General features: G+C 41.2%; 15 protein-coding genes. 10 read left to right on the top strand and 5 right to left on the bottom strand.

Annotated features, from left to right (window positions below; translation table 11 throughout):
• Position 1: 1 nt before the first annotated feature.
• The 6 genes from K8F54_RS10070 (at position 2) to K8F54_RS10045 (ending at position 4,951) form a co-directional block, all read left to right on the top strand.
• Positions 2-790: a DUF6090 family protein gene (locus tag K8F54_RS10070; protein ID WP_290790347.1), complete on the top strand. Its 789-nt coding sequence runs from the start codon at positions 2-4 to the stop codon at positions 788-790.
• Positions 791-874: 84 nt separating this feature from the next.
• Positions 875-1,066: a hypothetical protein gene (locus tag K8F54_RS10065; RefSeq protein WP_290790344.1), complete on the top strand. Its 192-nt coding sequence runs from the start codon at positions 875-877 to the stop codon at positions 1,064-1,066.
• A 134-nt stretch (positions 1,067-1,200) separates the two neighbouring features.
• On the top strand, positions 1,201-2,724 hold the full coding sequence (locus K8F54_RS10060; RefSeq protein ID WP_290790341.1) for a tetratricopeptide repeat protein: 1,524 nt from the start codon (positions 1,201-1,203) through the stop codon (positions 2,722-2,724).
• Between the two features lie 35 nt (positions 2,725-2,759).
• Entirely contained in the window at positions 2,760-3,470 is a 711-nt protein-coding gene (locus tag K8F54_RS10055) for a hypothetical protein (RefSeq protein WP_290790339.1), read from the top strand.
• Positions 3,471-3,557: 87 nt separating this feature from the next.
• On the top strand, positions 3,558-3,995 hold the full coding sequence (locus tag K8F54_RS10050; RefSeq protein ID WP_290790336.1) for a cupin domain-containing protein: 438 nt from the start codon (positions 3,558-3,560) through the stop codon (positions 3,993-3,995).
• A complete protein-coding gene (locus K8F54_RS10045; RefSeq protein WP_290790333.1) occupies positions 3,992-4,951 on the top strand; it encodes an MBL fold metallo-hydrolase in 960 nt (319 codons plus the stop codon). The genes K8F54_RS10050 and K8F54_RS10045 overlap by 4 nt, the downstream gene beginning before the upstream one ends.
• Positions 4,952-5,033: 82 nt before the next feature.
• Here K8F54_RS10045 and K8F54_RS10040 read toward each other — a convergent pair whose 3' ends face one another.
• Positions 5,034-5,786 carry a DUF5995 family protein gene (locus tag K8F54_RS10040; RefSeq protein WP_290790330.1) on the bottom strand — a complete coding sequence of 251 codons (753 nt, stop codon included), beginning with the start codon at positions 5,784-5,786 and terminating at the stop codon, positions 5,034-5,036.
• Positions 5,787-5,882: 96 nt separating this feature from the next.
• On the opposite strand from K8F54_RS10040, the gene K8F54_RS10035 reads away from it, so the two are divergent.
• Positions 5,883-7,373, top strand: a complete 1,491-nt coding sequence (locus K8F54_RS10035) for a carboxypeptidase (protein WP_290790327.1) — start codon at positions 5,883-5,885, stop codon at positions 7,371-7,373.
• Between the two features lie 62 nt (positions 7,374-7,435).
• Positions 7,436-8,404: a YitT family protein gene (locus K8F54_RS10030; protein ID WP_290790324.1), complete on the top strand. Its 969-nt coding sequence runs from the start codon at positions 7,436-7,438 to the stop codon at positions 8,402-8,404.
• A 7-nt stretch (positions 8,405-8,411) separates the two neighbouring features.
• Here the strand turns inward: K8F54_RS10030 and K8F54_RS10025 are convergent, their stop codons facing one another.
• From K8F54_RS10025 to K8F54_RS10015, 3 genes are read right to left on the bottom strand one after another with little or no spacing between them, the layout of a single operon-like run.
• Entirely contained in the window at positions 8,412-10,226 is a 1,815-nt protein-coding gene (locus tag K8F54_RS10025; RefSeq protein WP_290790321.1) for a lysophospholipid acyltransferase family protein, read from the bottom strand.
• A 48-nt stretch (positions 10,227-10,274) separates the two neighbouring features.
• Positions 10,275-11,531: an aspartate kinase gene (locus tag K8F54_RS10020; RefSeq protein WP_290790318.1), complete on the bottom strand. Its 1,257-nt coding sequence runs from the start codon at positions 11,529-11,531 to the stop codon at positions 10,275-10,277.
• Positions 11,532-12,011 (bottom strand): GNAT family N-acetyltransferase, encoded by a 480-nt coding sequence (locus K8F54_RS10015; protein ID WP_290790315.1) that lies wholly within the window; start codon positions 12,009-12,011, stop codon positions 11,532-11,534.
• 86 nt (positions 12,012-12,097) lie between these two features.
• Here K8F54_RS10015 and fbp point away from each other — a divergent pair, with 86 nt between their 5' ends.
• Positions 12,098-13,102 (top strand): class 1 fructose-bisphosphatase, encoded by a 1,005-nt coding sequence (fbp, locus tag K8F54_RS10010; RefSeq protein WP_290790313.1) that lies wholly within the window; start codon positions 12,098-12,100, stop codon positions 13,100-13,102.
• A gap of 40 nt (positions 13,103-13,142) precedes the next feature.
• Here fbp and K8F54_RS10005 read toward each other — a convergent pair whose 3' ends face one another.
• Positions 13,143-13,571 (bottom strand): TerB family tellurite resistance protein, encoded by a 429-nt coding sequence (locus tag K8F54_RS10005; RefSeq protein ID WP_290790310.1) that lies wholly within the window; start codon positions 13,569-13,571, stop codon positions 13,143-13,145.
• 92 nt (positions 13,572-13,663) lie between these two features.
• Between K8F54_RS10005 and K8F54_RS10000 the strand changes: the two genes are divergently transcribed.
• On the top strand, positions 13,664-14,809 hold the full coding sequence (locus K8F54_RS10000) for an aminotransferase class V-fold PLP-dependent enzyme (RefSeq protein ID WP_290790308.1): 1,146 nt from the start codon (positions 13,664-13,666) through the stop codon (positions 14,807-14,809).

Genomic DNA, 14,809 nt, shown 5'->3' with positions numbered 1-14,809 from the left:
TATGATCAAATTCTTTCGAAAAATCCGTCAACGACTTGTTAAAGAGAACAAGTTCTCAAAATACCTCCTTTACGCCATCGGTGAAATAATCCTAGTGGTAATAGGAATCTTGATTGCCTTGCAGATTAACAATTGGAATGAGAGAAGAAAAGAAAGAGCGGTGGAAGTAAACTTTCTCAAAAATCTAAAAGCAGATTTGGTTAGTGAAATTGAAAACAACACCCAACTTGCAGAATATCGTTTTCAAAAAGCCGCAGCAAGTGCTGCATTGATAAATGGAGATGAGCCCCAATCTATTGAAGATGTTCAGCAATATACCAATACATACGAGCGGGTTTTTATATGGAATACCTTTGTCCCTAACAACAATACCTTTAAAGAATTATTGAGTTCGGGTAATCTTAGTTTTATTAAGAACAATTCCATTAAAAATGGATTATTAGAATTAGACAAAACTTATGTAGCCATTGCTTTGGGCGAAAACCATATGCGAAGAGAATACGAAACCTATTTATACGACCCACATGTTGAAAATATGGTGTCCCTTGGATTCTTTGATTTAACCAAACCCTCCTTCGGATTTCCAAAAAGATTAACCGCCGCAGATATCGCCCCGTCTTTACAAGAGGAACTTATTGAAGATGCTAAGTGGCAACATCACAATGAGAAATTTAAAAATGGTCTTCGGCTCTCTTTTATGAATAATGGATATTTAGCAGGAATTCACCAAAATTTAGTCCAATACATTCAAAATTTGATTTCATTAATTGACAAGGAAATTGCAAAATGATAAAATTCTTCCGCCGTATGCTTAATAAGCTTATTCATGGAAAACAACACCGATAAACAAACCAATAACTAATACAATAGCCTTATGGGAATATTTTGGGACTTGATACAAGAGGATGAATTACAGAAACAACAAAATCAGGCGGACAGTCTGGAAGAACGCGTCGCACAATTAGAAAAGGACCTGGAATCCACACAAACATTGCTCAGAAAAACCCTCGAAGCTTTGGAGTCACACACCAAGACCGATATTGACGGCGATGGCAAATCAGGCTAGAAAAATGTGTGATATCGGGCTGGAGCGAAGGCCATGGCAAGTGTTTTGCATACAATTTTAGCGACTGCTTTTTGTCCTTCTTGTACTAATCGGAAGAAGTCTTATCTTTAAAGAAACTATGTAACCAACGTATTATGAGACCTCTATTAGTATTCGCCATCCTATTCTTTGTTTTTTCTTGTAAGCAACCTAAAGAATCTACTGAGAATTTGGGTGTAGTCCGAATCGATGTTTCAGGGAAGACCGAAGCGAAACCACTTTTTGAAAAAGGGTTGCTACTGCTACATTCGTTCGAATACGATGATGCCCGCGAAGCTTTTCAGCAGGCGCGCGAACTAGATCCCGAAATGCCTATGGCGTATTGGGGAGAAGCCATGACCTATAACCACAGTCTTTGGTCTGAACAGGATTACGAAAGTGCCACGGAAGTCTTAAACGAACTGAGCAAATTCGATTATACTAAAAAATCAGGCAAACTGGAGCAAGACTTAATTGCTGCCGTCCAGCTTTTATATAGCCCGAAAATAGAAAAGACAGAACGCGACAAAGCCTATGCAGTATTTATGGAGGAACTTACACAGGTCTATCCCGACAATCACGAAGTGGCCGCTTTTTATGCACTTTCACTGTTGGCTTCAGTCCCGGAAGGTCGTGACGACGAATTATATGGAAAAGGAGCCTTGATCGCACAAGGAATTCTCAAGGAAAACCCCAACCATCCCGGAGCCCTCCATTATCTTATCCATTCGTACGACGATCCCAATCACGCTACCTTGGCTTTAGATGCGGCACATGCCTATTCAAAAGTAGCCCCCGATGCGAGCCATGCCCTGCATATGCCCTCACATATTTTTGTGGCAATGGGGATGTGGGACAATGTAATCGCGTCTAACATCGATTCGTATAAAGCAAGTGTTGATAGAATGAAGGCAAAAGGCCTTGGCAATGATGCGCGCGGATACCACGCGTTTCACTGGTTGGAATATGGATACCTTCAGAATGGGCAAAAAGAAGAGGCGTTAAAACTGGTAAAAGAAATGCAACAATACACTACTGAAACACCCTCCATAAGGTCCAGAGTACATCTTGTGTTTTTAAAAGGGACCTATTTAGTCGAGACCAACGAATGGGAAAGTGAAATTGCCGACATCCCGGTCGATATTTCCAATTTAAACGAGAGCATTCGCTCGCAATACCTCTTTCTAGAAGGCATGAAAGCCTATACCAAAGGCGACAGAGCACAATTGGATAGCATTGTTAAGGTTGTCACCAATGATCATAACCGTGGCTCTTTTATCGTTTCTGAAGGTGCAGCAAAACTGTGTTCCAGTGCGACCCGGGAGGACGTTACTCAGACCGACCTGACCGAGGTCTTAGCCCGAAAACACCAATTGGAGGCACTACTAGCCGATTTGGACAAAAACACTACCTTGGCCGAGCAAAATTTTCTAACCTCCATCGAATTGCAAAAAAGCATAAGTTACAGCTATGGCCCACCTCAAATTCAAAAACCTACACGTGAATTATACGCAGATTGGTTGTTGAAACAGGGAAGAAAGGACGAGGCGAAGGTGCAGTATGAATTAACCTTGAAAATGGCACCTAAAAGACGCCTTACATTAAAAGGAATAGCAAATACAGAAGCTGGTATTCTTTGATTAAATTATTCCGTCATATTCGTCAAAATTTAATAATGGAGAACAAAACTGCCAAGTATGTTAAATACGCTATTGGTGAAATTGTATTGGTTGTTGTTGGAATATTAATAGCCTTACAACTCAACACCTGGAACACCCAGCGGATCCAAAATAACGAACTCAAGGATACCTGCGAAAGGATGTTACAAGAAATTGCAAGCACCAAAAAATGGGTAGCAGGAAAGTCCAATTTTATCGACTCGGTAGTCGTGTCAAGCAACAAGCGCTCTTTGTATTTGATGCAACTTAAAGATCCCGATTCCATCAGACAAATCTACAACTCATTGGAAGGCTTATCCAAGGTCATTTCGGTAGCCAATGACATGCCTACCACAAGCGAATTTCTCAACGACAGGAATATTTCAGAATTAAAAAATGTCAGATTGAAAGAACACCTATTGCAGATAAAACAGCTCTTAAAATTTGGAGCTGTGGTCGAAGGCTATGCAAATACCCAACTCAGTGGCATTATCGAACCCTTTGTCGTTAAAAATCTGAACTATGCAAAAATGGCCAGGGACAAGGACATGGTCGAAATTAATTCGCCTACAGATTACTCCTTCTTTTTCAATAACCTCGAGTTAGAAAATTTAATCAACCTTAAATTGGAAACCGATCACTCGAAAATAGATTACCTTTTAACCTTTAACGCTGTTTTAGATCGCACCGAAAATGAAATCAAAAACGAACTTCAAAAATACCAATGAGCACTGTTGACATTATAACTGTAATTGCCGTTATTCTCTTTGCACGTCTCGGGGTGCGTTTGTATTTTAAGTATCGAAAAGTGAAAAATGAAGAAGATAAAGCACCTAAAGAATAAGCTCTTGATGCCAGTTTCAGAACACAATCAAAATACTCGATTACGATATATCCTAAGCCTGTTAACAATGGCGATGTTTATGGGATGTGAAACCAAAAACACGCTGCCCGATCCTTTGGAGGCGGGTTGGAACAATAAGGCTGTTTGTGAAGTGATTGAGGAAACTTCGAAGCTTCGCGTATTAAAATGCACCTTTCCTCCGGGCGTAGGACACGAACGCCATTACCATGCACCTCATATTGGATATACCCTCAAGGGGAGTAAATTCAGAATAAAAGATACCACAGGTGTTAGGGAAGTGAATGTGCCCACAGGAAGTTCGTTTTCCAAGGATCATATAACGCAGCATGAAGTATTGAACATTGGTGATAGCACCGCGGTGTTTTTAATTATGGAACCTAAAGAATGAAGCATTATTATTTTCTTTGTGTACTCGTACTACTTGCTTGTAAGGAAGAAAGAAAAACTACCATAGAAAAGGTGGATGCACTTCCTCCTCTTACCGAAACAACGCTGATTATTTTAGGAACCTTACAGGATGCCGGATCACCACACATAGCCTGTAAAAAGGACTGTTGTAAAGATTTATTTGAAAATCCAGATTCCCTTCGGAAAGTGGTCTCTCTTGGGATTGTAGATCCTCAAAACAACAAAACCTTCCTTTTTGAAGCTACCCCGGATATAACTTCACAAGCAAAAAAACTGAAACAATTTGCCTATTCTGAAAATGAGCTGCCAGACGGAATTTTTCTCACCCACGCCCATATAGGCCATTACACCGGATTAATGTATCTGGGAAAAGAAGCCACCAACGCTCAGAACATACCTGTTTATGCCATGCCTCGTATGAAGCAATTCTTGGAAACTAATGGACCTTGGAGTCAGTTAGTCAATCAAAACAACATATCGCTTCAGCCGTTGGAGGATCAAAAAAAACTACGGCTAACTTCCAATATTTCGGTAATACCATTCACCGTACCGCATCGCGATGAGTTTTCAGAAACCGTTGGTTATCAAATAATAGGGCCTGCCAAGAAAGCCCTCTTTATTCCCGATATTGATAAGTGGTCCAAATGGGAAACTTCCATTGTTGAAGCCATTTCGGGAGTAGACTATGCCTTTCTCGATGCCACCTTCTATTCGGGCGATGAAATCAACACACGGGATATTTCAGAAATACCACATCCCTTTATCACTGAAAGTATGGAACTGTTTAACCGATTACCCGCTTCAGAAAAACAAAAAATACACTTTATTCATTTTAACCATACCAATCCAGTCATTGACACCAATAGCAAGGCCTATAAGACCGTTATTGGCAACGGATTCCACATTGCTACAATCAACAGCCTTTTTGTACTTTGATCAAATATCATAAGACATTGTCTATTTGGTCCTAATCTCCTTCCCCCACAAAATTTTATTGAAGGGCGAATTCGAACTTACCCTAGTTGTCGAGTATTTCCGAAACCTTTGCCACATTCTTCATTTCAAAAAATCGTATAAACCGAATAGCATATCGAAGCCACCTGTTTTTGGTAGTGGTTAATTTAGTAGCCAAGGCTGCAATGATGGTGTCTCTATTGTCAATCTCTTGGGGCTTATTGCCCGAAAAATAATACTGATTGGCAAAGAGCCAGGCCCCGTCTCTCGCTACATTAATACTAAAGGATACTACCTTGTCTTCTTTGCCCTTTCCCACCTTGTCCAATAATAGGAACATGGGTGACACTTTGGAGATACGATCCTCTACATCGGCTACCATGCTTGCGAGAATCGCATTTATCTTATTAAAATCATTTTCGAAATCGGTTAAATTGCCTTGCTCTCCAACTGTTTCTGCGACCGCGATACCCAAGTCCAAATTAATATGTGCATTGATCCCCAACAACAATTGTTGCATAATAAGCAGTTTTGAATTACCGGCTGCCTCAAAGGCACAGGCCCAACTTGCGGTGGGCTTTTCCTTTGCTTTAAACTGGCGATAGGATTCCAAATACCTGTTTGCGAAAAGGACATCCAACTGTTCCATTCGGGCATTATTCTCAAATTCATTTGCTTCAATTCCAATTTTTATTCGCTCGGTCACCTTCTTATACAATACAGGGAAAAAAGCTAGGTTACTCCCTGCCTGAGTTTCAGTTGTAATGATTGTATTTAAGATATAAATCACCTCGTCGATGGTCGTGGCTAAATTCATAGAGCAGCTGGTTAATTACACTTAAAAATACAATTATATTCTAGTATATTTGGACTACATCTCTAATCTTGAATTGTTTTATCAATTATATATACCATGCAAAAACTAACCACCACCTTCTTTGTTGCCATAATTACTTTAGCGATTACAACGGCGCAAAACCGAACCATTCCTATGGATACTGTGATTGTAACCCAGCACAACACCACGATCAATGGAGCTAAAATTGCCTACACCGCCACGGCCGGAATGCAACCCGTTTGGGACGAACTAGGTAAGCCTATTGCCACACTTCAGTTTACATACTACAAACGCAACAATGCGGGCAATAATGAAACACGCCCGTTACTCATTTCATTTAACGGGGGTCCGGGCTCTGGTTCTGTGTGGATGCACGTTGCCTATACAGGTCCAATGGTCTTGAACATAGACGATGAAGGCTATCCCGTACAACCCTATGGTGTGAGTGAGAATCCCTATTCGGTACTCGACGTGGCCGATATTGTTTTTATAAATCCTGCCAATACAGGATATTCCCGAACCATTCCGGAAAGTGGCAAAGAGGTAGATCGCGATAAGTTCTTCGGAATCAATGCCGATATTAAGTATCTCGCAGCTTGGCTAAACACTTTTATGAGCCGTCACAATCGCTGGCGTTCTCCCAAATATATTATTGGCGAAAGCTACGGTGGCACCCGTGTAGCGGGATTGGCCTTAGAGCTTCAGGAAGCGCAATGGATGTATTTAAACGGAGTGATAATGGTTTCCCCGGCCGACTATCAAGTATTCAATAGTGATGCAGCAGTGGCCTCAGCCTTAAATCTTCCTTATTTTACAGCAGCTGCCTGGTATCACAAGATGCTACCCTCAGCCTTACAACAAAAAGACCTCTTAGAAATTCTCCCCGAGGCCGAAAATTATGCGATCAACACCCTAATGCCTGCATTGGCCAAGGGTGGATTTATAGGTGAAACCGAAAAGAATACCGTTGCCGAAAAGATGGCGTACTATTCGGGACTTTCCAAAAAATCGATACTTCAGCACAATCTGGATGTGCCAACGCGTTTCTTTTGGAAGGAATTATTGCGAGACAAGAGCGGATATAGCATCGGAAGATTGGACTCCCGCTATTTAGGATTGGATAAGACCGAAGCCGGAAATGGGCCCGATTACAGTGCCGAACTTACTTCTTGGCTGCACTCCTTTACGCCTGCAATCAACTATTATTTGCGCGAGCACCTCAACTTTAAAACCGATACCAAATACAATATGTTTGGTCCGGTCCATCCATGGAACAATGAGGATAATAATGTGAGGGATGACCTGCGGAAGGCAATGGCCGAAAACCCATACTTACATGTGCTGTTCCAAAGTGGTTATTACGATGGAGCGACCACCTATTTTAACGCTAAGTATACCATGTGGCAAATAGACCCAAGTGGAAAGTTGAAGGATCGTCTCAGTTTTCAAGGCTATCGAAGTGGACATATGATGTATCTGCGCAGAGAGGATCTAAAAGCTGCCAATGACCATTTACGAGAATTTATTTTAAATACCGCGGCTAAGGGAAAGTCGGCAAAATATTAAAAGAACACGGTCTGTTCGCTATATTTTTGAGTATCTTTTGCCCAAACCATAATTCCAACTAGATGAATGCAATTTTTCAATATATACTTACCCAGGCAACTAAAAATAAGCTGAAAAAAAAGCGGCTTCCATTGCCCAAGAAACAATTTGAAAAAGAATTCAGAAACACAAGAATTGAGGCCCTTCACCTTATTAAAGATGCAAGTCTTATTTTGTTGGGAATTGGGGCGGCGAGTATCGGTTTAAAGGGCTTTTTACTACCGAATGGCTTTATAGATGGGGGTGTAACCGGGATTTCTCTTATTCTTACCGAAATTACAGGCCTGTCACTCTCCATTTTTTTAATTGCCATTAATGCCCCTTTTATTTTTATGGGCCTTACTACCATTGGCAAACAGTTTGCCATAAGAAGTCTTGTGGCCATCATAGTTTTAGCAATATCTGTTCACTTTATCGTGCTTCCCACGATTACCGATGATAAATTGTTGATTGCCGTCTTTGGAGGATTTTTCTTAGGGCTGGGAATAGGTTTGGCCATTCGGGGGGGTGCAGTCATTGATGGCACCGAAGTATTGGCCATTTTTATCAGCAAAAAATCATCGCTCACGATTGGGGATGTGATTCTAGTCTTTAACGTGATGATCTTTGGAGTAGCTGCCTATATTTTTTCCGTGGAAACAGCACTTTACGCGATGCTTACGTATTTGGCTGCGTCTAAAACAGTCGATTTTGTAGTTTCCGGTATCGAAGAGTATGTTGGTGTGACAATCATTTCTGAAAAATACGACGAAATCCGGGTGGCTATTATCGAGAAGATGGGTAGGGGCTGTACGGTATATGTTGGCAAACGAGGCTTTGGAAAACGCGGTGAGAATTTGGAGAAAATCGATATTATTTATACCCTTATTACGCGATTGGAACTCGCCCGTTTACAGACCGAAGTGGATAAAATAGACGAAAAAGCCTTTATAGTGATGCACAGTATCAAAGATGCCAAGGGCGGGATGATCAAAAAACGACCTTTAAAGTAGGACTTATTTACTCTTCTTCCCCGGTCTTATTGGCAAACCGCTGTTCCAATTCGGCTTGAAATTCTTCCATCACGGGTTTTACGGTACTTTCGGGAAGATCGGCAATACGAATATACATAAGGCCATCTACTGCATTGTTAAAAAGCGGATCTACATTAAACGCAACCACCTTTGCATTCTGCTTGATGTACTTTTTAATAAGTACCGGAAGGCGTAGACTTCCGGGTTCCACCTCGTCGATAATCTTATCGAATTTATTGAGATCGGCCTCACTCTCGTCAAAAATAAAGTCCTTGTCGGCATCCTTCAGCTTTACCTTAAATTCCTTTTTAGGGTTGATATATTGTGCCACATAGGGATCGTAGTAATTCGATTTCATGAATTCGATCATCAAGGACTTCGAAAATTCTGAAAATTTATTGCTTATGCTCACGCCTCCAATAAGGAATTTATGTTCCGGATAGCGCAAGGTAGTATGTACAATTCCTTTCCAAAGGAGGAACAGAGGCATTGGTCGTTGTTGGTATTCTTTAATGATGAAGGCACGTCCCATTTCAATGGATTTGCTCATCATGGAATACAATTCGGGTTCGAACCGAAACAGGTCTTGCAAATAAAACCCATCGATCCCAAAGCGTGGAAAAATCATAGATCCCAAGCCCATGCGATACGCTCCCGCCATTTTCCTCGCATCGTTATCCCACAAGAACATATGGTGGTAATAACTGTCAAACTTATCGAGATCGGTCGCATTGTTGGTGCCTTCCCCCACTTCTCGGAAGGTGATCTCCCGCAAACGACCTATCTCCTGCAAAATATTGGGAATAAGGTCTGCCTGCGCCAGAAATACTTCGTAATTTTTACTCACCAACAACCGCTTATCTGCTATTCGCAGGGCATCTATTTCGGATTCCATCTTTTCAACCGAGATGGCGCCAGCTATCTTTTTGGGCGGCTTCGGAAATTTGAGATTCTTGGGGATGGTATCTAATAATTTCTTTTTCTGAAATGGATTTGACAATACATAAGTCTTCTTCCGAAGGAAATCGGTAAAAGCATCCAAACTCTCGTGTTCCTTTTGATCCTCTAAAGAAATGGGATTTCCAATTCGCACCTTGATCACGCGTTCTTTCTGAGTTAACAGCTCGGAAGGCAGTTTGGCGGTTCGCAGAGTATCGCTCATCTTTGCCAATCGATAGAAAAATTTGCTGTTCTTGGCGTGAAAATAAATGGGTACCACGGGCACTTCGGCCTTTTTAATCAACTTCATCGCCGCTACTTCCCAAGGGCGATCCACCACCAATTTGCCGTCCTTATAGGTAGACACTTCACCGGCAGGAAAGATTCCCAGCGGGTGTTCTTCACGCAAATGGGAAAGTGCTGCTTTAAACCCCATGACACTACTTTTGGCATCCTTTCGATCTTCAAAAGGGTTTACCGGCATTACGTAGGGTTTTAGAGGCTCAATACGATGTAACAAAAAATTAGCAATGATCTTAAAATCGGGGCGATGCTCCAATAATAATTTCAGAAGAAGAATTCCGTCAATCCCACCCAGAGGGTGGTTAGAAATTGTAATAAACGGACCTGTTTTCGGGATGCGTTTTAAATCTTCCTCTGGAATTTCAAACTTGACCTCAAATTCGTCTAATAAAGCATTGATAAATTCCAAATCACTTAAGTGCTTATTCCTATCATAAATTTTATTCATGGTAGTGATGTTAAGCAGCTTCATGAGGATCCAGCTCATTGAAGTACCAATAAAGCCGAATTTATCGACATTGATAGCTTTCGCTACTTCTTTGGCATTGACTAGTCCCATCAGGTAGTTAGGTTATTACGAAACACAAATATAGCGAAAGAATCTGTACTATTCTTTAACAACCACCTGTACGGTTTCTCTGCTTTCCTGCTTTAATAATACGGTTTTACCTTCGGTAAGTGCTTTAATTTCTGAAGGTTTAGAATGGCGAACCGTATAAAGGGTCACCCCTTCGTTCCATTTGACTTTAAATTGTTCGCGAAGTTTTGCCAGAAGTAGCTCTAGGGTGTCGTATTTATTATCGACACAGACCGAAAAGCTTATGGCCGAATTCTGTATAAGCTCTACCTTCATTTTGTATTCGTGCAACCACTTGAATACATCACCTATATGATGTTCCATCATAAAGTTGAAATCCAAAGAAGAAAGTGAAATCAATACCTGATTTTTTTTCAGAATAAAACAGGACGTCAACGGATCTAGTAAAACACCTTTGCCCACGCAGGTTCCAGGCGCTGTTGGATTCAAAAAGGACTTTACAAAAAGTGGAATTTCCTTTCGTTGCAAAGGCTGTAAGGTTTTCGGGTGGATAACTGTTGCGCCGTAAAAGGCCAATTCGATCGCCTCTCGATATGAAATATGATGTAATAATTGGGCTTTCGAAAAATATCGAGGATCTGCATTCAACACGCCCGCAACGTCTTTCCAAATTGTCACACTATCAGCGTTTAAACAATACGCGAAAATAGCCGCTGTATAATCACTCCCCTCTCGACCAAGTGTTGTGGTAAAATTATTTGTATTCTCAGAACCTAAAAACCCCTGGGTCACTGTAATTCCTTTGTTTGATACGTTGTTTTGAATAGCCTGTTGCGTGAGTTCCCAATTCACGTTAGCATCGCGGTAATTCGCATCGGTACAGATACAGTTGCGAACATCCAAAAAAGTATTCTTAATCCCAACCTCCTGAAGATAAGCCGAAACAATAGTTGTTGAGAGTAATTCACCAAAAGACACCACCTGATCGTACACAAAGGCGTGATTTTTAGATTTTGTCCTTTTCAAAAAGCCCTTTAGTTCCTTAAAAAACTGATTGATCTTTCCATACACTTCATGCGATGTGTTAGGAAATAAATCTGAGAGGATTCGATAGTGATAATCGTATACTTCGCTTACTGAAGCCTCTAATGCTTCGCTTTTTGAAAAATAGTTGTGTACTACCTCCTCGAGTGCATTGGTTGTTTTGCCCACGGCCGAAACCACAACTACAAGATTTTTCTCTTCCGTTTTCTCTAAAACGGTTACTAAGTTTTTAACACCTTCGGCATCTTTTACGGATGCCCCACCAAATTTGAAGATCTTCATCTATAAATTGTCAATATAATTTTTCATACCGGTTTCATCCATATGTACCACATGCCAATCTCGCAATACCTTAGCTCCGCTTCGTTCATAAAACTTTATCGCGCCTTCATTCCACCCCAATACTTCCCATTGCACACGCTTTACCCCTTTATCATGTCCAAATTGCAGGACTTTGGCATACAAGGCCTCTCCAACTCCTTTTCCACGCATACTTGCCTTTACCACTAGGTCTTCTAGATGTAACGTAGGTCCCTTCCAGGTAGAAAACCGAAAATAGACCAAAGCCATTCCAACAATTTCCCCGGCTACCTCCGCAACAAAGCAGCTAAACTTTGGCGTCGCACCAAATCCGGCCTTTTGTAAATCATCAATGCTGACTTCCACTGCATCGGGTTCTTTTTCAAAAACGGCGAGTTCGACAATAAGGTCACGGACCATTGACATGTCTTCTTTTGTCGCATTTCGGATGTTTATACGCATGACGTTCGTTTTGCGTGACAAATATCGGTTCATTTTCTTAAAAATCACGATATTTGCGGCAAATTCACATTACGATACCCTTCACAATGGCAAAAAAGAATCAAACCTTAGGCGAGTTTATTATTGAGAATCAAGGTGAATTTCAATATTCTTCCGGAGAGTTGTCTCGACTAATCAATTCGATACGTTTGGCCGCCAAGGTGGTCAACCACGAGGTCAATAAAGCCGGTTTGGTTGATATACTTGGGAATGCGGGAGAAACCAACATCCAAGGAGAAAGTCAGCAGAAACTAGATGTCTACGCCAACGAAGTGTTTATCAAAACACTTACCAACAGAGAGATCGTTTGTGGCATTGCCAGTGAAGAAGAGGATGATTTTATCACCATCAAAGGGCGTAACCAAAAAAACGACAACAAATATGTGGTCCTAATGGACCCCTTGGATGGTTCTTCCAATATTGATGTCAACGTTTCGGTAGGAACCATTTTTTCAATCTATCGAAGAGTGACTCCGTCCGGAACTCCGGTAACAATAGAAGATTTCCTGCAACCCGGAAACAAACAAGTGGCTGCCGGCTATATTGTCTATGGAACATCAACAATGATTGTTTACAGCACCGGGCACGGTGTAAACGGTTTTACACTAAACCCTGCCATTGGGACCTATTATTTGTCCCATCCGAACATGAAAATCCCGGAATCGGGAACTATCTATTCGGTGAATGAAGGAAACTATATTCACTTCCCACAGGGGGTGAAGAATTATATAAAATATTGCCAGTTGGAAGAAGGTGATCGCCCGTACACTTCACGTTATATTGGCTCTTTGGTATCTGATTTCCATCGAAATATGATTAAAGGGGGCATCTATATTTACCCAAATACTTCTAAAAACCCGGAAGGTAAATTGCGACTACTATACGAGTGTAATCCTATGGCTTATATAGCCGAGCAGGCAGGAGGCAAGGCCAGCAACGGGTTTGAACGCATCTTGGATATTCAACCAACTACACTCCACCAACGAGCTCCTTTCTTCTGCGGAAGTAAATTAATGGTAGATAAGGCAGAGGAATTTATGCAAAAAGGCTAAGGGTAAACTTCCCTTTAAAGAAATCCCTTTTCAAAAAGGCTTACTTCTTCTTGTTTAATAAATAACGGTAATCTTCCAAATCGAGTCCTCCTTCATATATTTCAATGGATCGCTTGATCAATTTGGAAGCGAGATCATGCGTATACCCTAAACCAATCGCATACCGCTCAATCAAGTTGCGTTCATCATCATCGATATCGTGATCTGCATATATCATCTCGAACAGGTCGTGCATACGTTCCAACCGTCTATCGGCTGAGTTTGGCGGACTAATAGGAAACTGTTTCGGGTTTTTTAACACCTGACCATATTCGGTTTCTGTAATATCTAATTTTCGGGCAAATCGCTTTAACATCCTTTCTTCTTCAGGGCTAATTACCCCGTCCACAGCGGCAATGCTAACGATAGAAGCAAAATGTCCTAAATTTCTGGAGTGTTCTCCACTTTCAAATAAATCGGTAAATGACATAGTTCAATTTTATACTGCAAATATAAAATTAGTATTTTACTTTTATCTGAAATCGCCTCGGAAAATTCGGTTTAAACTATTATCTTAAAACCATGCTGACCAATCAAAAACATTTGTTTCGTTTGCCCGAAGATATTACCTATCTAAACGGGTCGTATATGGCTCCCCAATTGCAATCTGTTGAAGCAGTTGGTATAAAACATCTTCAGAAAAAAGCAACTCCCTATTTAATTTCCGAAAGTGATTTCTTTTCGGAAAAAAGAATCCTTAAAGAGCGGTTTGCACAATTAATTGAGGCTCCGGATCCCGAGTGTATTGCAATAATCCCTTCGGTTTCCTACGGAATTGCTACGGTGATCAAGAACATTTCATTCGCTCCAGGTGATGAGGTGGTACTACTGCAAGAACAATTTCCGAGCAATTACTACGCCTGGAAACAACTGGAACTTGAAAAAGGAGTAGTTGTAAAAACCGTCGTGGCCCCTGCTCTTACTGTAGGCCGTGCCGAGCGTTGGAACGAAGCGGTCTTAGAAGCCATCACGCCAAAAACTAAAGTAGTCGCAATTCCAAACGTACACTGGGCCGATGGCACCTTTTTTAATTTGAAACAAATTCGGAAACGCTGCTCCGAAGAAGGAGCCTATCTTATTATTGATGGCACCCAAAGTGTAGGAGCCATGCCCTTTTCGGTTGGTGAAGTTCAACCCGATGCCCTTATCTGTGGCGGGTACAAATGGTTACTGGGAGCCTATGGCCTTGGATTGGCTTATTTCGGAGAACGGTTTCACCATGGAAATCCGTTGGAGAACAATTGGATGAACCATGAGGGCAGTGAAAATTTTTCAAATCTGGTAAATTATAACGATACCTTTAAGGCAAAGGCCACGCGATACGATGTGGGGGAATCCAGTAATTTCATACTAACTCCAATGCTTTCGGAAGCCATTAAACAACTGCTGGAATGGACTCCGCAAGCCATTCAGGAGTACTGTAGCTCAATTACAAGGGAAGCGCTAGAGCAGCTGAACACCAAAGATTATTTCGTGGAAGATCCCAAGTTTCGCGCCCAACATTTATTTGGAGTCTATCCTAAAGACAACCACTCCATTGCGCGAATTAAGGCATGTTTAACATCTAAAAATATTTTTGTGTCCTATCGAGGCAATGCTATTCGAGTCTCCCCCAATGTTTATAATAGTAAAGAAGACATAGAAAAACTCATTTCTTGTTTTATTTAA

Source organism: Altibacter sp. (assembly GCF_019913785.1).
In the GTDB taxonomy this organism is placed as follows: domain Bacteria; phylum Bacteroidota; class Bacteroidia; order Flavobacteriales; family Flavobacteriaceae; genus Altibacter.
The sequence above is the reverse complement of the archived record's forward strand: the minus strand, read 5'-3'. Positions and strand labels throughout refer to the sequence as shown.

Excerpts from the sequence above, each read along its gene's own strand:
- K8F54_RS10065 (WP_290790344.1), top strand. The coding sequence starts at position 875 with ATGGGAATATTTTGGGACTTGATACAAGAGGATGAATTACAGAAACAA.
- K8F54_RS10035 (WP_290790327.1), top strand. The coding sequence starts at position 5,883 with ATGCAAAAACTAACCACCACCTTCTTTGTTGCCATAATTACTTTAGCG.
- K8F54_RS10005 (WP_290790310.1), bottom strand. The coding sequence starts at position 13,571 with ATGTCATTTACCGATTTATTTGAAAGTGGAGAACACTCCAGAAATTTA.
- K8F54_RS10030 (WP_290790324.1), top strand. The coding sequence starts at position 7,436 with ATGAATGCAATTTTTCAATATATACTTACCCAGGCAACTAAAAATAAG.
- K8F54_RS10055 (WP_290790339.1), top strand. The coding sequence starts at position 2,760 with ATGGAGAACAAAACTGCCAAGTATGTTAAATACGCTATTGGTGAAATT.
- K8F54_RS10000 (WP_290790308.1), top strand. The coding sequence starts at position 13,664 with ATGCTGACCAATCAAAAACATTTGTTTCGTTTGCCCGAAGATATTACC.
- K8F54_RS10070 (WP_290790347.1), top strand. The coding sequence starts at position 2 with ATGATCAAATTCTTTCGAAAAATCCGTCAACGACTTGTTAAAGAGAAC.
- K8F54_RS10045 (WP_290790333.1), top strand. The coding sequence starts at position 3,992 with ATGAAGCATTATTATTTTCTTTGTGTACTCGTACTACTTGCTTGTAAG.
- K8F54_RS10020 (WP_290790318.1), bottom strand. The coding sequence starts at position 11,531 with ATGAAGATCTTCAAATTTGGTGGGGCATCCGTAAAAGATGCCGAAGGT.
- K8F54_RS10040 (WP_290790330.1), bottom strand. The coding sequence starts at position 5,786 with ATGAATTTAGCCACGACCATCGACGAGGTGATTTATATCTTAAATACA.
- K8F54_RS10050 (WP_290790336.1), top strand. The coding sequence starts at position 3,558 with ATGAAGAAGATAAAGCACCTAAAGAATAAGCTCTTGATGCCAGTTTCA.
- K8F54_RS10015 (WP_290790315.1), bottom strand. The coding sequence starts at position 12,011 with ATGCGTATAAACATCCGAAATGCGACAAAAGAAGACATGTCAATGGTC.
- K8F54_RS10060 (WP_290790341.1), top strand. The coding sequence starts at position 1,201 with ATGAGACCTCTATTAGTATTCGCCATCCTATTCTTTGTTTTTTCTTGT.
- K8F54_RS10025 (WP_290790321.1), bottom strand. The coding sequence starts at position 10,226 with ATGGGACTAGTCAATGCCAAAGAAGTAGCGAAAGCTATCAATGTCGAT.
- fbp (WP_290790313.1), top strand. The coding sequence starts at position 12,098 with ATGGCAAAAAAGAATCAAACCTTAGGCGAGTTTATTATTGAGAATCAA.